Here is a 19,456-nt window from a genome sequence, read left to right on the forward strand (position 1 = left end):
CCCGCGGCGGCACAGTGGCGAGCCGGTCGGAATCTCCCTCCTTCAGGAGGGAAATCGGGTCGACTTCACCCCATGACAACAAACACGGGACGGTTCGCGGGGTACGGGGTTCTCATCACCGGGGCGGCACGCGGCATCGGCGCGGCCACCGCCGCACGGTTCGCCGATGAGGGGGCCCGCGTCCTGGTGACCGACGCCGACCCCGACGCGGCACGGCGGGCGGCGTCAGAGCTGCGGGACCGGGGGCTCACGGCGGAGCCCTTCGAGTGCGACGTGACCGACCGGGCCTCGGTCGAGGGGGCCGTGGCGCACGCCGTGGACGCCTTCGGCTCGCTCGACGTGCTGGTGAACAACGCCGCCCACTGCACCCCGGACGCGCCCCGCTTCGAGGACGAGCCGGACGACGAATGGGCCGCCGACCTCGACGTCACCCTCACCGGCGCCCACCGCTGCTGCCGCGCCGCGCTCCCGCACCTCGCCGCCTCGGGCCGGGGCGCGATCGTGAGCGTCGGCTCCGTCAACGGCCTCCAGGACTTCGGCAACCACGCCTACAGCGCCGCCAAGGCCGGTCTGATCTCCCTCACCCGCACCCTCGCCGGGCACGCGGGACCGCGCGGAGTCCGGGTCAACCTCGTGGCACCGGGTACCGTCCGCACCCGTGCCTGGGCGGGCCGGGACGCCGACCTCGAAGCGGCCCGGCGCCTCTACCCGCTGGGCCGGGTCGGCGAGCCCGAGGACATCGCGGCCGCCGTCACCTTCCTCGCCTCCCGCGACGCCGCCTGGATCACCGGCACCACCCTGGTCGTCGACGGCGGCATCACGGCCGTGAACTCCGGCTTCCGGCAGGTGACGGCCGGCACACGGCCGTGAACCGGTGATCGTTTTCGGCACGCGCGAACCGATTGTCACCGTTCGGTCGCGGCCCGCCGGGTCCGCACAACCGATTTTCCCGGTCGTCCGTCTACCTGGCAGAGTGCGCAGACCATGCGCTCACCTCGACGAAAGGCGAAAGAGGTCATGGGGGACATACGCAGACGGAGTGCCGTCGCTCTCGGGGTCACCGCGCTGGTGGCTCCGCTCACACTCGCGCTCGGCGCGGCACCCGCACAGGCAGCGAGCTGCACCACCTCGACGGGCCCGTACCAGAAGAAGGTGGAGAAGTTCCTCGGCCGCCCGGTCGACGGGAAGCAGTCCTCCGCAGACTGCAAGGCCACCCGCGCCTTCCAGACCAAGCACGGCATCACGCCGAACATCGGCTACGCCGGCCCCGTCACCTGGGGCGTGATGGACCTGATGAACAAGCAGAAGGCCGTCGGCAAGAAACCCAACAAGTCGGGCAAATGCCCCACGAACAAGGGGCGTATCGCCTGTGTCGACCTGACGCTCCAGCTCAGCTGGATCCAGGACGGCAAGAAGCTGGTCTACGGGCCGGTGCCGGTGCGCACGGGACGCAACGGGTACGAGACCCGCACCGGCCTGAAGAAGGTCTACTGGCGCAACATCGACCACGTCTCGACCATCTACGACGTGCCGATGCCGTACAGCCAGTTCTTCGACGGCGGCCAGGCCTTCCACTCGGTCGGCGTCAGCATGTGGAACCCGCCGGGCTCCCACGGCTGCGTCAACATGACCAGGACCGCGGCCAAGAAGTACTGGTCGCTGCTGAAGAAGGGCGACGACGTCTACGTGTACGGCCGCAAGCCGGGCACCTGATCCCGGCCGGGAGGGCGCCGCGAGTGTGAACTCGCCCACGTTGCTGGGCAGATGGACGTGATCAGTGACACTGTCCGAAATGCCCGAAGGGGGTGCGATTACTCACGGCGCCTTCACGCCGGGCGCCGTATGCTTCACGGTATGTCCACCAGTGTTGAAACCTCCTCCGAGCGATCGGCTGCCGAGGTCAACGAGGAGATCCGGGCCCTGTGGCTCCGGTCGGGCGGGACACTGAGCGTCGAACAGCGCGAGGAGTACCAGCGCCTGGTCCAGGAGTGGGCCTCGGCCCTCCCGCAGCCGGCCAGAGCCGCCTGAGCGGCGTCCCGCCGCCCCGGCTCGTCGACCGACCCGTCACACCCGGGCACCCGTGTCCCCACGGGTGCCCCTCCCACACCGACCCCGGCATCACGGTCCCCCGTCCGACCCGGCGGGGGACGTGCTCAGCCCCAGGTCGCCGAATAGTGCCGGCGGTACGCCTTGCGGTCCTGCTCGGCCCGTATCCAGCGGGACGCCACCAGGGCGACCAGGCTGGCCCCGAACACCAGCAGACCGGGGCCGACGTTGCGCGGGTCGGCCAGCCGGGACACCAGTGTCGACGGGTCCGGGAGGATGCCCTTCACCGAGGTCGACGACCCCGGCGAGGCGGCGTCCGGGGCCACCGCGCCCTGCGCGTCCGACGGGGCCGGGGAGGGTTTCGCCGCACCGCCGTCGGCGGCGGGCGCCACGATGAGCCGCACGTCGAGCTCGGCCAGTGCCTTCGTCACCGGCTGGAAGTACGTCGTGCCGCCCGTCCGGCAGTCACCGCTGCCACCCGACGTGACACCGAGCGCGATCCCCTCGGAGAACATCGGACCGCCGCTGTCCCCGGGCTCGGCGCACACATTCGACTCGATGAGACCGCCGACCGTGCCCTCCGGATAGTTCACCGTCGCGTTGAGCGCCGTCACCTCGCCGTCCCGCAGTCCGCTCGTACTGCCGCTGCGGAACACCCGCTGGCCCACCGTGGGATCCGCCACCCCCGTGATCCGTACGCCCTTGCCCTCGCCGACGGCCACCACACCGGCGCCCTCGCCCGCCCGGCCGGACGCGTACTCGATCAGCGAGTAGTCGTCCCCGGGGAAGCTGCCGCCGACCGTCGTCCCCACCTCCTGCTTCGCCTGGTCGTCGGCGAACCACACCGAGCCGTCCGGCCCGCAGTGCCCCGCCGTGAGGATGAACTCCCGCTTCCCGTCGGTGACGTTGAAGCCCGCCGAGCAGCGGCCGGCCGTCGACAGGATGGGCCGGGCCCCGTTGAGGCGGGTGGTGAACGTGCCCTCGCTGCGCTCCATACGGACGAACCCGCCGATGCCGTCGGCGACTTCGGTCAGCTCGGACCAGTCGTCCGCGGACACCGTTCGGTCGCCCCGGACCACCACCTCGTTGGTCCGGTAGTCCACGGCCCACGCGGTCCCGGGCACGCGTGGCGCCGAACCCAGCGTTCGGGTCGCCGACTTGAGGTCGTCCATGCTGTGGTCCACCATCTTCGGCTCGGCGCCGGCCCCGCGCACCTCCGCCGCCGCCTTCTCGTCGGTGACCGCGACCACCGTCCCGCCGTCGGCGGCGATCCAGCTGCCCGCCGTACGGGACGTGCCGAGCCGGGACACCAGTTCGTCACCCGGTCCGGGCGACGCCGTCTCCTCGGTGCTGGACAAGGGCAGCGCGCCGGGCGCGCGGGGCTCACTGGCGACGGCGTGGGTGACCATGGTGGCCCCCAGGAGGAGTCCGCCGACGGCCGCCAGCCGTGTCACTCGCCGGAGGACCCGTCGTCGTGCGTGCCTCATGCATGGCTCCCGAACCTCAGCCGCGCGGTACGGACACCGCGGAGACCTCCGCCGAGTCGGAGGTCCTCTACCCATACGGGCCCGGAACCCGCCGCGTTCAGACCGGACGCGATCCCTTCCGCGTCATGGCAGCGGGCCGCCTATCGTGGGAATCATGACCAGGATCCCGCACGCCCCGTCCGGTGAACCGAATCCCCTGCGCACCCTCACCCTCGACCGGCTGCGCCGCCGTACCAGCATGAAGTGGCGCACCCACCCCGAGGACGTACTGCCCCTGTGGGTGGCCGAGATGGACGTACCCCTGGCCGAACCGATCGTCCGCACCGTCACCGGGGCCATGGAGCTGGGCGACACCGGCTATCCGGCCGGCACCGCCTACGCCGAGGCGCTGGCAGCCTTCGCGCGGAAGCGGTGGGACTGGGACGGGTTCGCCGTGGAGCGCACCGCGATCGTGCCCGACGTCATGCTGGGCGTGGTCGAGATGCTGAAGCTGGTCACCGGGTACGGGGACACGGTGGTGGTCAACCCGCCGGTGTACCCGCCCTTCTACGACTTCGTCCGCCACCTGGACCGCGAGGTGGCCGGGGCTCCGCTCGGCGCGGACGCGCGGATCGACCTCGACGTCCTGGAGGACACCTTCCGGCGGGTGACGGACGGCCGGCGGCGGGCCGCCTATCTGCTGTGCAGCCCGCACAACCCCACCGGCACCGTGCACACCGCCGACGAGCTGACCGCCGTGGCCGCCCTCGCCGAGCGGTACGGCGTACGTGTTGTCGCCGACGAGATCCATGCCCCGCTGGTCCTGGGAGACTCCCGGTTCGTGCCGTACCTGAGCGTGCCGGGCGGCGAGCGCGGGCTGTCACTGATGTCGGCGTCGAAGGCGTGGAACCTGGCCGGGCTCAAGGCGGCCCTCGCCGTCGCGGGGGCCGACGCCGCGGACGACCTGGCGCGGATGCCCGAGGAGGTCGGCCACGGGCCGAGCCATGTCGGCATCCTCGCCCACACCGCCGCCCTGCGCGACGGCACCGCGTGGCTGGACGCCCTGCTCGACGGGCTCGACACCAACCGGCGGCTCCTCGCGGACCTGCTGGCCGAGCGGCTGCCGGCGGTCCGCCACCGGCCGGGCGACGCCACCTGTCTCGCCTGGCTGGACTGCCGCGCCCTCGGCCTCGGCGACGACCCCGCCGCGCTCTTCCTCGACCACGGCCGGGTGGCCCTCAACTCGGGCCTGCCGTTCGGCACGGGAGGAGCGGGCCACGCCCGGCTGAACCTCGCCGCCTCGCCCGAGGTGCTCGAGGAGGCCGTACGGCGGATGGCGGTCACCGTGGAGCGCGCGGGCGGCGACCGTGGCTGACGAGTGCTTCGGAAATCCGCGGCTCGCCGCGGTCTACGACCCCCTCGACCCCGACCGGAGCGATCTCGGCGCCTACCTCGCCATGGCGGAGGAGTTCCGGGCCCGGCGGGTGCTGGACATCGGCTGCGGGACGGGCGTGTTCGCGCTCCTCCTCGCCGGCCGCGGGGTCGAGGTCATCGGCGTCGAACCCGCCGGGGCCTCCCTCGACGTGGCCAGGGCCAAGCCGGGCGGGGAGCGGGTCCGCTGGATCGAGGGCGACGCCACGGCGCTGCCGCCGCTGCGGGCCGATCTGGCGACCATGACGGCGAACGTCGCCCAGGCCATCGCCGATCCGGACAGCTGGCACAGCACGCTGCGGGGCACCCACGCGGCCCTGCGGCCCGGCGGACGCCTGGTGTTCGAGACCCGTGATCCGGCCCGGCGGGCCTGGGAGGGCTGGACGCGGGAGGAGTCGTACCACACGGCGGACATCCCCGGCGTCGGCCCGGTCGAGAGCTGGCACCGGGTCACCGGGGTGGACGGCCCGCTGGTGACCTTCCGTACGACCTATGTGTTCGCCGCGGACGGGGCGGTGCTCACCTCGGACTCGACGCTGCGTTTCCGCGAGCGGGAGGAGGTCGAGGCGGATCTGGCCCGGCACGGCTACGAGACGGAGGACGTACGGGACGCCCCCGACCGCCCGGGGCGGGAGTTCGTCTTCGTCGCGCGCCGCCCGCACGCGTAGACTTCCCGCATGGACGAGGCGTTGCCCGACCGGCTCGGTGCCGGGAAGTACCTGTTGGTCACCAGCTACCGCAAGAACGGTACGCCCGTCGCCACCCCGGTGTGGGTGGTGCGCGACGGTGACGCGCTCGGCGTGTGGACCGTCACCGACTCGTGGAAGGTGAAGCGCATCCGCGCCCGCGGCGACGTCCTGGTCGGCCCCTGCGACCTGCGCGGCAACCCGACCGGCGAGCAGGTCCCCGGCACCGCGGAGATCTGCGACGCGGCGACCACCGCCCGCTACCGCGAACTGCTCGCCCGCAAGTACGGCCTCGTGGGCCGGCTGACCCTGCTGGGCAGCCGGCTGCGCCGGGGCCCGGACGGCACGGTCGGTATCCGCATCACGCTCTGAACCCGGCCGGACCTCGCGTCCTGGAACCGTGGCCGAGCGACCGTCAGGTCCAGGCCCGGAACGGCTCGTCCACCAGCTGGAAGACCGGCTCGCCGCGCACCGGGTCCTTGGCCGTCGACAGCCGGACCCGGTCGCCGCCGTGGATGCCGATGGGCGGGCCCATCACCCTGCCCCGCACCACGAAGCCCTCGGCCATCTCGATCAGGGACACATTGCGGGCCGCCGGGGTGTTGCGGTGCACCACCGTGGAATGGCGGATCGTCCCCACGCCCTGACTGCGCTCCGTACGCAGCTCACTGCCCTGACAGACCGGGCAGAGCAGCCGGTGGTACGTGGCCGTGCCGCACCAGGTGCAGCGCTGGAAGAGCATGGCCTCCGTCTGCGGGTCGAGAACGCCCGCAACGGAGCCGGCCGCCTGCTGAGCGACGCTTCCTGAGTGGTGGTACACGCTGGTCAACTCCCTGCACTCGGCCGGAATCCGGCGTGCGCGGTCACCCCACACGCGGGTGCCCAGTGGGTCGTACCACCGGGCACAAGCCACAGAGTATGGCACTCAGTGCCACGCGTAAAGGCACTGAGTACCCTCGAATTCGGGGCGGGAGGCCGTGCTGGATCAGCCGTGCTCCAGCGCGGCCTCCGGCTTTCGCACCACCCGCCACAGCGGCGCCCGGCGGCGAACGCCTCCCGCGCATGCTCCAGCGCGTGGTCCACCGCGGCCTCCGCGTCCCCTTCCCGTCCGAACGCAGCCGGGAGCGCAGGGCGTTGTTACCGTTCCGCGGATATCCGGCCGGCACCCGCCCGTACCGCCGGATGACGGACAACTCGTAGGCACGCAGCCCCGGCAGCCGCTTGGTGGGGCGGTAGCGGCCGGGAAGCCCGTCATGCCGGCCGGACACCGCTCGTGGTCCGGGAGGACCACGTCCCCCTCGGAGGGGAAGCAGCCGCCGGGGCGATCACCGCGGCAGGGGTCAGCGGTAGCCGGTGACGTCCGCCGGCCTGCCCGCGTCCTGGACCTCGACGAGATAGCGCCAGGCGTCGGGGCGGCTGCCGTCGAGGTCGGTGAAGCCGTACTCCCCCGCGAGGCCGCCGCTGGAGAGCGAGGTGCCGTTGAAACGGGCCACGTCCGGATCGGCGGCGAGAGCGGTCACGGCCCGGCCCGGATAGCGCGGGGTCTCCGAGATCGCGAAGTGCGGCACGGTACCGAGGGCGTCGCGCCAGTTGTCCTCGCGCACGCCGAAGTGGTCGAGCATGATCTCCGAGCGCAGCCAGCCGGGGGTGAGGGCCACGGCAGTGGCGCCGCGCGGGCCGAGTTCGTGGCCGAGGGCGAACGCCATGCGCAGCACGGAGGACTTGGCCAGGTCGTAGAAGAAGGAGACGCGGTAGTGGTCGCGGTTGTAGTCGGCGGTGCCGTCGGTGACCTCGACGACCAGTCCGCCCGGGTGGCGCAGCATCAGGGGCAGGGCGTGGTGGCTGGTGATCGCGTGGGTCTCGACGGCGAGCCGGAGCAGACGCAGGCCCTTGTCGAGGTCGTGTTCCCAGACGGGCGCGTCCCAGTCGAAGAGCGTCTCGCCGCCCCAGATGTCGTTGACGAGGACGTCGAGACGGCCCTGCTCGGCGGCGATGCGGTCGACGAGCGCCTTCACCTGTGCCGGTTCGAGGTGGTCGGTGGGCACCGCGATGCCTTGGCCTCCCGCCTCGGTCACCAGGTCGGCGGTGTCCTCGATGGTCTCGGGGCGGTCGTACTCGGAGCGGCGCTCGCGGGTGGTGCGGCCCGTGACGTACACGGTGGCGCCCGCCGCTCCCAGTTCCACGGCGATACCCCGCCCCGCGCCCCGGGTCGCCCCGGCCACCAGCGCGACCCTGCCCTTCAGCTGCTCCGACATGTACGGCCTCCCGTCAACGGCTCTCTGCTGTCGCTTCGAGCGTGACGGGTAAGCCGGACATCCTCTGTCGTCTTTTACCGCGTGATCCCCGGGGTCACCCGGCCGGGCGCAGTCGCGCGTCGAGGTCCTCGTAGGTCGGCAAGAACCAGATATGGCCGCCGTTGTTGGTCTCGTGGACGAAATCGCGCAGGGCCGTGCTCGCGGCTATGTGCCGGGAGATGTCACCGACGAGGACGAGGCGCAGCCGGTAGTTGGCGAACTTCTGCATGACCGCGCCCGCGATCCCGGAGCGCAGCCGGAAGAACTCGTCCGCGACCCGCTCGACGGGCACCGCGACCAGCTCGGCGTCCTGTCCGAAGGCGTCGCCGAGCAGATCGAGCGCCGCGCTCTCGCTGTCCAGGAGCGGGCCGTCGGGAGCGCAGCGCAGCACGCGTACGTCATGCAGGGTCACGAGTGAGTTGGTGGTCATGGGACGTGATCGTACGCTGGATCACGCCCCCGACCAGGGTTTTTCAGTGTCCGCGCGCGATCCACTCCTCCAGCTGCGGGGCCTCCGCGCCAATGGTGGTGGAGTCGCCGTGACCGGTGAGGACCTTCGTCTCCGGCGGGAGGGCCAGCAGCCGGTCGCGGATCGAGTCGATGATCGTCGGGAAGTGGGAGAAGGAGCGGCCGGTGGCGCCGGGACCGCCCTGGAAGAGGGTGTCGCCGGTGAACACGGTGGCTAGCCCCGGCTCGTACAGGCAGACCGCGCCCGGTGCGTGACCCGGTGTGTGCAGCACGGTGAGGTCGGCGCCGGCGGCCTCGATGACCTGGCCGTCGGCCAGCCAGGAGTCGGGGTCGCGGTCGGGGTGGGTCTGCCTCCACAGCGGGAGGTCGTCGGGGTGCAGCCAGATGGTGGCACCGGTGCGGTCGGCCAGGGCGGGCGCGGCGTCGATGTGGTCGTTGTGGGCGTGGGTGCACACGATGGCCGTCAGGCGCCGGTCGCCCACCGCCTCGGCGATGGCGTCGGCGTCATGGGCGGCGTCGATGACGATCGCCTCGTGGTCGTCGCCGACGATCCATACGTTGTTGTCGACGTCCCAGGTTCCGCCGTCGAGGCTGAACTGCCCCGAGGTGACGAGTCGTTCGATGCGGGTGGCCATCAGAGCACCACCACCGAACGCAGCACGTCGCCCTCGTGCATCCGCTCGAACGCCTTCTCCACCTCGTCCAGCCGGATGGTCTCGGTGACGAACGCGCCCAGGTCCAGGCGGCCCTGGAGGTGGAGGTCGATCAGCATCGGGAAGTCCCGCGAGGGCAGACAGTCGCCGTACCAGGAGGACTTGAGGGAGCCGCCGCGGCCGAAGACGTCCAGCAGCGGCAGTTCGAGCTTCATCTCGGGGGTGGGTACGCCGACCAGGACGACCGTGCCGGCCAGGTCGCGGGCGTAGAAGGCCTGCCGGTAGGTCTCGGGGCGGCCGACGGCCTCGATGACGACGTCGGCGCCGAAGCCGCCGGTGAGGTCGCGGATCGCCTCGACGGGGTCGTTCTCCCGCGAGTTGACGGTGTGGGTGGCGCCCATGGAGCGGGCCTTCTCCAGCTTGCGGTCGTCGATGTCCACGGCGATGATCTTCGCTGCCCCGGCCAGGCGGGAGCCGGCGATCGCCGCGTCGCCGACGCCGCCGCAGCCGATGACGGCGACCGAGTCGCCCCGGCCGACCTCGCCGGTGTTGATCGCGGCGCCGATGCCGGCCATCACCCCGCAGCCGAGGAGCCCGGCGACCTGCGCGGAGACTCCAGGGTCGACCTTGGTGCACTGTCCTGCGGCGACCAGGGTCTTCTCGGCGAAGGCGCCGATGCCCAGGGCCGGGGAGAGTTCGGTGCCGTCGGTGAGGGTCATCCTCTGCTTCGCGTTGTGGGTGTCGAAGCAGTACCAGGGGCGTCCGCGCAGACAGGCGCGGCACTTCCCGCACACCGCACGCCAGTTGAGGATCACGAAGTCACCGGGCCGGACGTCGGTGACGTCGTCGCCGACGGACTCGACGACGCCCGCGGCCTCGTGGCCGAGCAGGAACGGGAAGTCGTCGCTGATGCCGCCCTGCTTGTAGTGGAGGTCGGTGTGGCACACCCCGCAGGCCTGGATCCGGACCACCGCCTCACCGGGGCCGGGATCGGGCACGACGATCGTCTCGATCCGCACCGGCTCGTCCTTGCCGGGGGCGATCACGCCGCGTACTTCCTGCGCCATGCTGCTGACTCCTTGGTCGGCCGGTATCCGTTCCCCTCCGACCCTACGCGGGAAAGATTTCTTCCGCCGCCCGCCGTGCGGCGCGGGCACCCCGGCGACGTAATCTGAGTCATCGGACGACGCCGAGGGGGGCGACGTGAGCAACACCGCAGAGGAATCCGGCCCGCCCGCCTGGCGGCAGCTCCTCGGATATGTACGACCGCACCGGTGGGCCCTGCTGGGCGGCGCCGTGCTGTCCCTGATGACCGGGGCGACGGGGCTGATGCTGCCGCTGGTGGCCCGGGATCTGATCGACGACCTCTCGGACGACCGGGCGATCACCGGGGCGCTGTTGCTGATGTCGGCGCTCGTCGTCGCCAACGCCGTACTGGGGGCGCTGGGTTCGTATGTGCTGCGGCGTACCGCGGAGTCGGTGGTGCTCGGGGCGCGGCGCTCGCTGTCGTCGTATCTGCTTCGGCTGCGGATCGCCGCCGTGGACCGCAGTGAGCCGGGCGATCTGATGGCCCGCGTCACCTCCGACACCACACTGCTGCGCGAGGTGACCACCGACTCGCTGGTCGGTCTCGGCACGGGCGGGCTGACGCTGGTCGCGACGGTGGTGCTGATGGGGTTCGTGGACCCGGTGCTGCTGGGTGTCACGCTGGGCGTGATCGCGCTGGCGGGCACGGTGCTCGGGGTGATCGTGCCGCACATCAACCGGGCCTCCCGGCAGGCGCAGGACGCGGTGGGTGTGATGGGGGCGTCGCTGGAGCGGGTGCTCGGCGCGCTGCGCACGGTGAAGGCGTCCGGTGCCGAGCCGCGGGAGGAGCGCACGCTGCACGACGCGGCGCAGGAGTCGTGGCGGCAGAGTGTGCGCGCCGCCAAGTGGTCGGCCGCGGCGGGCAATACGGCGGGCCTCGCGATGCAGATCGCGTTCATCACGGTGCTCGCGGTGGGCGGCGCGCGGGTCGCGACGGACGCCATCGACATCGGGACGCTGGTGGCGTTCCTGCTGTTCGTCTTCTATCTGATGGCGCCGATCCAGCAGGTCGTCGGCGCGCTCACTCAGTACCAGACGGGCAGTGCGGCGCTCGCCCGTATCCAGGAGGCGCTGCGGCTGCCCGCCGAGCCGGCCGCCGGTCCCGCCCGGCTGCCCGAGACCGGTACGGCGCCCGCCGCGCTCACCTTCGACGACGTCCGCTTCCGATACGCGGAGGATCTGCCGTACGTCCACCACGGGGTGACGTTCACGGTGCCCGCGCAGGGCATGACCGCGTTCGTCGGCCCGTCCGGCGCGGGCAAGACGACGGTGTTCTCCCTGATCGAGCGGTTCTACGACCCGGGCTCCGGCGTGATCACGTTCGACGGCCGCGATCTGGCCGACTGGGAGCTGCCGCGGCTGCGTGCCTCGATCGGGTACGTCGAGCAGGACGCGCCGGTGCTGTCGGGCTCCCTGCGGGACAACCTGCTGCTGGGCAACCCCGAGGCGGACGAGGGCGCGCTGACGCGGGTGCTGAAGACGACCAGGCTGGACGGTCTGGTGTCCCGGCTGCCGGACGGGCTCGACACCCTGGTGGGGCATCGCGGCACCAAGCTGTCCGGCGGTGAGCGTCAGCGGGTGGCCATAGCCCGTGCCCTGCTGCGCCGCCCCCGGCTGCTGCTCCTGGACGAGGCCACCTCGCAGCTCGACGCGGTGAACGAGGCGGCGCTGCGGGACACGGTCGCCGATGTGGCGCGTACGACGACGGTCCTGGTGGTCGCGCACCGGCTGTCGACGGTGACGATGGCGGACCGGATCGTGGTGATGGACGCGGGCCGGGTCCGCGCCGTGGGCACCCACCGGGAACTGGTGACCGCGGATCCGCTGTACGCGGAGCTGGCGGCCACACAGTTCCTCGCGACGGCGCAGTAAGGGGCTACGGCTTGCCCCGCACGGCGGGCCGGAGGAGGCTGGTGGGAGGGGCCGTACGGGCCCGCCGGAGGTCCGGGCCGCGGTCCCTCGTAGGAGGTACGTCATCATGACCACCGCGGCACATCCCGCCTTCGGCACCGACACGCTGCGCCGGGGCATCGAGGCGGACACATCGGCGGCGCTGGTGTCGCTGTACGCGGACGACGCGGAACTGCGCGTCGTGGACCGCCACACCCAGCCCAGCCACCCCAAGGTCCTGCACGGCCGCGACGAGATCGCCGCCGTGCTGGACGACGTCTACAGCCGCGACATGACGCACACCCTGGAGGCGTGCGTCGTCCAGGGGGACCACGCCGCCTACTGCGAGAGCTGCCGGTACGCGGACGGCACGCGGGTCCTCTCGGAGTCGATGCTCACCCTGCGGGACGGGAGGATCACCGGGCAGATGATGATCCAGGCCTGGGACGAGTAACAAGGTCAGCACCTTCGGCATTTGTCGTGTACGCGGTCTTGTCGTCGACGGCTCTCCTCCTTACTTTTCAGTAAGTCGCTGTGAGAGCACCCACTTCCAGTCCGGGGAGAGCCGTCATGCCGGTCCGCAGAGCCACGCCCTTGTACGCCGTCGCCGTCGCGCTCGTCCTCGCCGTCACGGCGCCCACCACGGCGGCCGCCGACTCCTCGGCCCTGCGTGAGGTGCTGTTCGTGGGCAACAACTGGGACGGCACCGCCGATGTCATCGAGTCCACCGGTGACTTCGCCCGGATCGGCCGGATCGACGTCGTCCCGGACAAGGACGAGCGGATGGCCCAGATCAACGCCGACCCGATCCGCTGGATCTACTTCATGGCGATCCGGGGCGGCGTCGGCGAGGGCCACGACCAGTTCGTCGACGACATGTACTCCACCCCGGACGGCGCGTCGGTGGTGGTCTCCCGGCCGAGCTTCGCCGACGTGGTCTCGCTCGACCTCGCCACCGGCCGGATCAACTGGCGTTTCCCCGTGTCGGGTTACCGCTCCGACCACATGGCGGTCTCCCCCGACGGCACCCGGGTCGCCGTATCGGCGTCGACCTCCAACACCGTGCACGTCCTGGACATCACGACCGGTGAGCAGATCGGCTCGTTCAAGACCGGCGACAAGCCGCACGAGAACGTCTTCAGCCGGGACGGCCGGTACATCTGGAACATGTCCATCGGGGACGTGAACACCGCGCTCGACGCCACCTGGCTGGACTGGACGAAGGGCGACCGCCGCATCACCGTCGTCGACGCGGCCACCTTCAAGCAGGTGAAGGTGATCGACATGCGTGAGCGACTCGACGCCATCGGCCTGAAGGACTATTCGGACGCGGTGCGCCCGGCCGCGTTCTCCCCGGACGAGTCGAAGCTGTACTTCCAGGTGTCGTTCTTCAACGGCTTCCTCGAGTACGACGTCGCCGCCGACCGGATCACCCGCACCAAGACCCTGCCGAAGAACCCGGCCACCAGCGACGACCGCACCACCTGGGTCAACGACTCACGCCACCACGGCATCACCATGAAGCCCGACGGCAGCAAACTGTGCGTCGCCGGCACCATGGACGACTACGCGACCGTCGTGGACCGTACGACCCTGGAGCAGGGCCCGCTCGTCACCGCGTCCAAGCCGTACTGGGCGACCGTCAGCGGTGACGGCGAGTCCTGTGTGGTCTCCGAGAGCGGCGCCGACCAGGTCACCGCCATCGACTTCGCGACCGGCGAGAAGACCGTGTCCGTACCCGTCGGCGACCATCCGCAGCGGGTGCGCCTCGGCCATGTGGAGGCCGGCTGGTCCGGCACACACGGCTGACGGGCGGGAAGGCGTCACTCGATCTCGATGTTGGCCATCATCCCCATGTCCTCGTGCTCGGCGTTGTGGCAGTGGAAGAGGAAACGGCCCCGGTGGCCGTCGAAGCGGGTGATGACCTCCGCCGTCTCCCCCGGCCGCAGCGAGACGGTGTCCTTCAGGCCCGCGTCGTGCGGCAGCGGCGCGCCTCCGTCACGCGAGAGCACCCTGAAGCCCGTCTGGTGGAGGTGGACGGGGTGGTGGACGTCGGCGCGGAAGCGCCACACCTCGACGGCGCCCAGCCGGGTACGGACATCGGTGCGCGCCGGGTCGAACGGCCTGCCCCCGATGAACCAGCCGTGTCCCTGCCCGGTACGGCCGGCGCGGAAGGTGAACTCGCGGACCGCCGTCGCCTGCGAGCGCCGCCAGGTGGGCAGGTCCTCGGAGAGCACCGCGGGGACCCGGCTGTCGTCGGGCGCCGCGCGGGCGACGCGGAACGCCATGACCTCGCGGGTGCGTCCGCGACCGAGCCGGTTCCGCAGACGCACCCGGCTGCCGGCCGGCAGACCCCCGAAGTCGATGATCACGTCGTAGCGTTCCGACGGCGCTACGGGCAGGGAGCTGTGGGTGACGGGGGCGGCGAGCAGCCCCTGGTCGGCCCCGATCTGCACCAGACCGAGCCGGCGCCCGTCGTCGGTGACGGCCTCCAGCCGGTAGTGGCGGGCGTTGGACGCGTTGAGCAGCCGCAGCCGGTGGCGTACGGCCTCGACCTCGTGGACGGGCCAGGGCGCCCCGTTGACCACGATGACGTCGCCCAGGACCCCTGCCGCGTACGGCTCGGTGACCCCGGGCCGCTCGCGCAGCTCCGGGTCGAGGGCCGGGTAGGCCAGCTCACCGTCGGCGGCGAACGCCCGGTCGGCGATCGTCAGCGCCAGTTCACGGTCGCCGCGGGGAATGTCCAGGGCGTCCTCGACGGCGTCACGGACGAGGTGCATGCCGGTCAGGCCGCGCCAGATCGCCGGGGCGGTGTAGTCCATGCGGTGGTCGTGGTACCAGAGCAGCGTGGCGCGCTGGTCGAGCGGATACGTGTAGGCGCGGGTCACCCGGCTGGTCACCGCGCGCGGGTCGTGCATCGTGTGCGCTCCGGCGGGTTCGGTCCAGCCGTCGGGGAGGACGAGATCGGTGGGGTAGCCGTCGGAGGCGGCCGGGGTGCGTCCGCCGTGCAGATGCACCGTGGTCGGCACCGGGAGTTCGTTGCGGTGCAGCACGGTGACCGGCCGGCCGCGGCGGGACTCGAGGGTGGGGCCGGGGTAGGTGCCGTTGTAGGTCCACAGTGTGGTCGGCACCCCGGGGAGGATCTCCGCGGTCACCTGCCGCTGGGTGATCTCGTACCGGTCGGCGCCCACGGAGAGGCCGGCCCGTGCCAGGACCGGCGGGATGGGCAGGGGCACGGTGTAGGGGGCGGGCAGCGGTACGGCGCTGGTGAGTTGCCGTCCGGTGCCGGCCGGCCGCCGCCGTCCCGTCACGGCGGCGGCGTCCGTGACGCCCGCGGCGGCCGGCACCAGCGCGGCACCGAACCCGAGGACCCGCCGCCGGGTCAACTCCCGGGCGTGCGGGACGTGCCGGGGCGGCTCGCCGCCGCTGGGGTCGGTGTTCGGCGGGCGGACGGACGGCTGGTCAGACATGGGGGCACTCCCGGCGCGACATGCTCGCGCGTGCGTGGTGGTCGGTGACGGCGCGCGGCACACCGGGAAGGGCGTGCCACAGCGACTTCCGGACAACTCGCCACATATTGCCCGTAGCGGGAGAGTGCGACCAGTAGCGACACCACCGCCCCGCACCGGGGTCGTTCGGTGCGAATCCCTGTCACGACTCTCGCCCCACCCCGCACACCGTCTTAGAGTGACGCGCATCACGTCCGGCGATCGACCGGTTTCCCTCGCACGCTTCTGGGAGGGCACATGACCCGTATCTCGGTGAAGGTGGACGGCACGACGTACGAGGACGAGGTGGAGCCCCGTCTGCTGCTGGTCCACTATCTGCGCGACCGGCTGGGCCTGACGGGCACACCCGTGGGATGCGACACCTCCAACTGCGGGGCCTGCACCGTCGATCTGGACGGGGTGAGCGTCAAGAGCTGCTCGGTGCTCGCGGTGCAGACGGACGGCTGCGCGGTGACGACCGTGCAGGGCCTCGCCCAGGGGGGTGAGCTGACCGCCCTGCAGCGGGCGTTCCACGAGCGGCACGCCCTGCAGTGCGGCTACTGCACGCCCGGAATGCTGATGGCGGCCCGCGATCTGCTGAAGGAGAACCCCCGGCCCACGGCCGTCGAGGTACGGCACGCGCTGGAGGGCAACCTCTGCCGCTGCACCGGTTATCAGAACATCGTGCGGGCCGTGCTGGCCGCCGCCGCGGACGAGGAGGTGCCGGCATGACCGACAGCGCCGAAGCCGAGGTGGGCCGGTCCCGGCTGCGCAAGGAGGACGCCCGGCTGCTCACCGGGCAGACCACCTGGACCGACAACATCCAGGCCGCCGGAATGCTCCATCTCGCGATCCTGCGCAGCCCGATGGCGCACGCCCGCGTCGAGCGGGTCGACGTCTCCCGGGCCCTCGAACGCCCGGGTGTGGTGGCCGCGTTCGGCGGAAGCGATCTCGCGGAGGGGATGGGATCGCTGCCGTGCGCGTGGCCGGTGACCGAGGACATCGTGCTGCCCGACCATCCGCCGCTCGCCGTCGACGAGGTGCGGCACGCCGGTGACCCGGTGGCGGTCGTGGTCGCGCGCGACCGGTACGCGGCGGCCGACGCCCTGGAGGCGGTCGAGGTCGCGTACGAACCGCTCCCCCCGGTACTGGACCTGGAGGCCGCCCTCGCCGACGACGCCCCACTGGTCCACGCCGGCAAGGGCACCAACCGCTGCTACGACTGGCCGATGAGGGCCGGGGAGGACTTCGCGGCGGTGCGGGAGCGCGCGGACGTCACCCTCAAGCGGCGCTACCACCAGCAGCGGCTGATCCCCAACGCGATGGAACCGCGTGCCGTCGTGGTCACCCCGCTCGCCGCGTCCGGCGAGTACACGGTGTACTCCGCCACCCAGATCCCGCACATCCTGCGCGTCATGCTCGCCGTCGTCACCGGCGTCCCCGAGCACAAGCTGCGCGTCGTCGCCCCCGACGTCGGCGGCGGCTTCGGCTCCAAGCTCCAGGTGTACGGCGAGGAGGCGATCGCCCTCGCGGTCGCACGCCGGCTGGGCAGGCCGGTGAAGTGGACGGAGTCCCGCTCCGAGGGATACCTCGCCACCCATCACGGCCGGGGCATGATCCAGGACATCGAGATCGCCGCCGACCGCGACGGCCGGCTGCGGGGCCTCAAGGTCGACCTGCTGGCCGATATGGGCGCCTATCTGATGCTGGTCACCCCGGGCGTGCCGATCCTCGGCGCCTTCATGTACCCGGCGATCTACAAGATGGACTCCTACGAGTTCAACTGCACCGGCGTGTTCACCACCCGCACCCCGACCGACGCCTACCGCGGCGCGGGCCGGCCGGAGGCGACGTACGCCATCGAGCGGATCATGGACGAGCTCGCCGCCGAACTCGGCCTGGACCCGGTGGAGTTGCGGCGCCGCAACTGGATCCGGCACGAGGAGTTCCCGTACACGTCGATCGCGGGACTGACGTACGACAGCGGCAACTACGAGGCCGCCACCGACAAGGCGCTCGCCCTGTTCGACTACGACGAACTGCGCGCGGAGCAGCGCAAGCGCAACGAGCGCGGGGACACCGTACGGCTCGGCATCGGGGTGTCGACGTACACCGAGATGTGCGGGCTGGCGCCGAGCCGGGTGCTGCGGGACCTGCGGTACTCGGCCGGCGGCTGGGAGGCGGCGAGCATCCGGATGCTGCCCACGGGCAAGGTCGAGGTGGTCACCGGCACCAGTCCGCACGGGCAGGGGCATGTGACGTCCTGGAGTCAGATCGCGGCCGATGTGCTGGGCGTGCCGTTCGAGGATGTCGAGGTGGTGCACGGCGACACCCGGGCGGCCCCGCAGGGCATGGACACCTACGGGTCCCGCTCGCTGGTGGTCGGCGGCTCGGCGGTGCACCACGCGGCCCGCAAGGTGGTCGACAAGGCGCGCAAGGTCGCCGCCCATCTGCTCGAAGCGAGCGAACAGGACCTGGAGTTCACCGGCGGCGTGTTCTCCGTGAAGGGCTCACCGGAGGCACGGAAGACCATTCAGGAGGTCGCCTTCGAGACGTTCACCTCGCACGACCTCCCGGACGGTACAGAACCCACCATCAACGCCGAGCATCTGCTCGATCCGGAGAACTTCTCCTATCCGCACGGCACCCATCTGTGCGCGGTCGAGGTGGACACCGAGACGGGACGGACCCGGATCAGGTCGTACGTGTGCGTCGACGACGTGGGCCGGGTGGTCAACCCGATGATCGTGGAGGGGCAGGTGCACGGCGGGCTGGCGCAGGGAATCGCCCAGGCGCTGTACGAGGAGGCCGTGTACGACGACGACGGCAATCTGCTGTCCGGCACCATGGCCGACTATCTGGTGCCGTCCGCCCTCGATCTGCCGGACTTCGTGACGGACCGGACGGAGACCCCCGCCGAGTCGAACCCCCTGGGGGTGAAGGGAGTCGGGGAGGCGGGGACGATCGCCTCCACCCCGGCCGTGGTCGGCGCGATCGTGGACGCGCTGCGCCCGCTGGGCGTGACCGACGTGACCATGCCGTGCACGCCCGAGCGGGTGTGGCGGGCCATCCACGGCGAGGAGGACCAGGCATGATTCCCCCGGCGTTCGACTACGTCCGCCCCGGCACCGTCGAGGAGGCGGTACGCGCCCTCGCCGACGGGGGCGAGGAGGCGAAGGTGCTGGCCGGCGGGCAGAGCCTGCTGCCGCTGATGCGTCTGCGGATGGCGTTCCCCGGGCTGCTCGTGGACGCGGGCCGCGTCCACGGGCTGCGCGGGACCCGGCTGGAGGGCGACACGCTGGTGATCGGCGCCCTCACCACGCACCACGACGTACTCGCCGACGCGCTGGTGCGCCGGCACGCGGGCCTGCTGGCCGCCGTCACGGCCACGGTCGCCGACCCGGCCGTACGGCACCGGGGCACCCTCGGCGGCTCGCTGGCGCACGCCGATCCGGCCGCCGATCTTCCGGCCGCCGTCCTGGCGCTGGAGGGCGAACTGGTCGCCGTGGGGCCGCGCGGGCGGCGCACGATCCCCGCGCGCGCGTTCTTCGTCGACTATCTCGAGTCCGCGCTGGCACCCGACGAACTGCTGGTGGAGGTGCGGCTGCCGTCGTCGGAGGGCTGGGGCTTCCACTACGAGAAGTTCCAGCGGGTGGCGCAGGCGTACGCGATCGTCGGCGTGGCCGCGCTGGTACGGCGGGACGGCGGCCGGATCGCCGAGGCCCGGGTGTCCCTGACCAACATGGGCGCGACCCCGCTGCGGGCCACGGCGGCCGAGGAGGCGCTGTCCGGTGCGGCCGACGCGACGTCCGTGACCCGGGCCGCGGGGTCGGCGGCCGTGGGCACCCGCCCGGCCGGGGACACGTCGGCGTCGCCGGAGTACCGGGAACATCTGGCGCGGGTGCTGACCGGGCGGGCGGTGCTCGCCGCCGCCGGAATGGGGTGAGG

General features: G+C 72.0%; 19 protein-coding genes. 12 read left to right on the forward strand and 7 right to left on the reverse strand.

What is annotated here, in order from left to right; all coding sequences use genetic code 11:
* Positions 1–72 precede the first annotated feature (72 nt).
* From ACGFR9_RS26585 to ACGFR9_RS26595, 3 genes are all read left to right on the forward strand, one after another.
* Positions 73–870: an SDR family NAD(P)-dependent oxidoreductase gene (locus ACGFR9_RS26585; protein ID WP_393212849.1), complete on the forward strand. Its 798-nt coding sequence runs from the start codon at positions 73–75 to the stop codon at positions 868–870.
* Positions 871–1,017: 147 nt separating this feature from the next.
* Positions 1,018–1,713, forward strand: a complete 696-nt coding sequence (locus tag ACGFR9_RS26590; protein WP_393212851.1) for a L,D-transpeptidase family protein — start codon at positions 1,018–1,020, stop codon at positions 1,711–1,713.
* Between the two features lie 129 nt (positions 1,714–1,842).
* On the forward strand, positions 1,843–2,028 hold the full coding sequence (locus ACGFR9_RS26595) for a hypothetical protein (protein WP_393212853.1): 186 nt from the start codon (positions 1,843–1,845) through the stop codon (positions 2,026–2,028).
* A gap of 125 nt (positions 2,029–2,153) precedes the next feature.
* Here the strand turns inward: ACGFR9_RS26595 and ACGFR9_RS26600 are convergent, their stop codons facing one another.
* Complete coding sequence (locus ACGFR9_RS26600) at positions 2,154–3,533, reverse strand: S1 family peptidase (protein ID WP_393212855.1); 1,380 nt, start codon at positions 3,531–3,533, stop codon at positions 2,154–2,156.
* Between the two features lie 154 nt (positions 3,534–3,687).
* Between ACGFR9_RS26600 and ACGFR9_RS26605 the strand changes: the two genes are divergently transcribed.
* The 3 genes from ACGFR9_RS26605 to ACGFR9_RS26615 are packed head-to-tail and all read left to right on the forward strand — an operon-like array spanning position 3,688 to position 6,001.
* The gene (locus tag ACGFR9_RS26605; protein ID WP_393212857.1) at positions 3,688–4,887 is read left to right on the forward strand and encodes a MalY/PatB family protein; all 1,200 of its coding nucleotides are present in this window, start codon (positions 3,688–3,690) and stop codon (positions 4,885–4,887) included.
* Positions 4,880–5,611 carry a class I SAM-dependent methyltransferase gene (locus ACGFR9_RS26610; protein ID WP_393212859.1) on the forward strand — a complete coding sequence of 244 codons (732 nt, stop codon included), beginning with the start codon at positions 4,880–4,882 and terminating at the stop codon, positions 5,609–5,611. Before ACGFR9_RS26605 ends, ACGFR9_RS26610 begins: the two co-directional genes overlap by 8 nt.
* Before the next feature lie 9 nt (positions 5,612–5,620).
* Positions 5,621–6,001 carry a PPOX class F420-dependent oxidoreductase gene (locus tag ACGFR9_RS26615; RefSeq protein WP_393212861.1) on the forward strand — a complete coding sequence of 127 codons (381 nt, stop codon included), beginning with the start codon at positions 5,621–5,623 and terminating at the stop codon, positions 5,999–6,001.
* A gap of 43 nt (positions 6,002–6,044) precedes the next feature.
* Here the strand turns inward: ACGFR9_RS26615 and ACGFR9_RS26620 are convergent, their stop codons facing one another.
* From ACGFR9_RS26620 to ACGFR9_RS26640, 5 genes are all read right to left on the reverse strand, one after another.
* Entirely contained in the window at positions 6,045–6,449 is a 405-nt protein-coding gene (locus tag ACGFR9_RS26620; RefSeq protein ID WP_393212863.1) for a Zn-ribbon domain-containing OB-fold protein, read from the reverse strand.
* Positions 6,450–6,969: 520 nt separating this feature from the next.
* Positions 6,970–7,884, reverse strand: a complete 915-nt coding sequence (locus ACGFR9_RS26625) for an SDR family oxidoreductase (RefSeq protein ID WP_393212865.1) — start codon at positions 7,882–7,884, stop codon at positions 6,970–6,972.
* Positions 7,885–7,978: 94 nt separating this feature from the next.
* Entirely contained in the window at positions 7,979–8,353 is a 375-nt protein-coding gene (locus ACGFR9_RS26630) for a DUF4180 domain-containing protein (RefSeq protein WP_393212867.1), read from the reverse strand.
* A 43-nt stretch (positions 8,354–8,396) separates the two neighbouring features.
* Positions 8,397–9,026, reverse strand: a complete 630-nt coding sequence (locus ACGFR9_RS26635) for an MBL fold metallo-hydrolase (protein WP_393212868.1) — start codon at positions 9,024–9,026, stop codon at positions 8,397–8,399.
* Entirely contained in the window at positions 9,026–10,111 is a 1,086-nt protein-coding gene (locus ACGFR9_RS26640; RefSeq protein ID WP_030219005.1) for an S-(hydroxymethyl)mycothiol dehydrogenase, read from the reverse strand. Before ACGFR9_RS26640 ends, ACGFR9_RS26635 begins: the two co-directional genes overlap by 1 nt.
* A 136-nt stretch (positions 10,112–10,247) precedes the next feature.
* Here ACGFR9_RS26640 and ACGFR9_RS26645 point away from each other — a divergent pair, with 136 nt between their 5' ends.
* From ACGFR9_RS26645 to ACGFR9_RS26655, 3 genes are all read left to right on the forward strand, one after another.
* Positions 10,248–12,002 (forward strand): ABC transporter ATP-binding protein, encoded by a 1,755-nt coding sequence (locus ACGFR9_RS26645; RefSeq protein ID WP_393212871.1) that lies wholly within the window; start codon positions 10,248–10,250, stop codon positions 12,000–12,002.
* A gap of 106 nt (positions 12,003–12,108) precedes the next feature.
* Positions 12,109–12,474 (forward strand): nuclear transport factor 2 family protein, encoded by a 366-nt coding sequence (locus ACGFR9_RS26650; protein ID WP_393212873.1) that lies wholly within the window; start codon positions 12,109–12,111, stop codon positions 12,472–12,474.
* 116 nt (positions 12,475–12,590) lie between these two features.
* A complete protein-coding gene (locus ACGFR9_RS26655) occupies positions 12,591–13,829 on the forward strand; it encodes a YncE family protein (RefSeq protein WP_393212875.1) in 1,239 nt (412 codons plus the stop codon).
* 14 nt (positions 13,830–13,843) lie between these two features.
* Here the strand turns inward: ACGFR9_RS26655 and ACGFR9_RS26660 are convergent, their stop codons facing one another.
* Positions 13,844–15,490: a multicopper oxidase family protein gene (locus ACGFR9_RS26660; RefSeq protein ID WP_393212877.1), complete on the reverse strand. Its 1,647-nt coding sequence runs from the start codon at positions 15,488–15,490 to the stop codon at positions 13,844–13,846.
* Between the two features lie 276 nt (positions 15,491–15,766).
* On the opposite strand from ACGFR9_RS26660, the gene ACGFR9_RS26665 reads away from it, so the two are divergent.
* Genes ACGFR9_RS26665 through ACGFR9_RS26675 form a run of 3 tightly spaced genes read left to right on the forward strand, consistent with a single transcriptional unit; the run spans position 15,767 to position 19,454 of the window.
* Positions 15,767–16,240, forward strand: coding sequence for a (2Fe-2S)-binding protein (locus ACGFR9_RS26665; protein ID WP_393212879.1), 474 nt, complete (start codon positions 15,767–15,769; stop codon positions 16,238–16,240).
* Complete coding sequence (locus tag ACGFR9_RS26670; RefSeq protein ID WP_393212881.1) at positions 16,237–18,603, forward strand: xanthine dehydrogenase family protein molybdopterin-binding subunit; 2,367 nt, start codon at positions 16,237–16,239, stop codon at positions 18,601–18,603. The genes ACGFR9_RS26665 and ACGFR9_RS26670 overlap by 4 nt, the downstream gene beginning before the upstream one ends.
* Entirely contained in the window at positions 18,600–19,454 is an 855-nt protein-coding gene (locus ACGFR9_RS26675) for an FAD binding domain-containing protein (protein ID WP_393212883.1), read from the forward strand. The genes ACGFR9_RS26670 and ACGFR9_RS26675 overlap by 4 nt, the downstream gene beginning before the upstream one ends.
* The last annotated feature ends 2 nt before the right edge of the window (positions 19,455–19,456 follow it).

Origin of the sequence: Streptomyces sp. NPDC048584, from assembly GCF_043199595.1 — a bacterium.
GTDB lineage: Bacteria > Actinomycetota > Actinomycetes > Streptomycetales > Streptomycetaceae > Streptomyces > Streptomyces edwardsiae.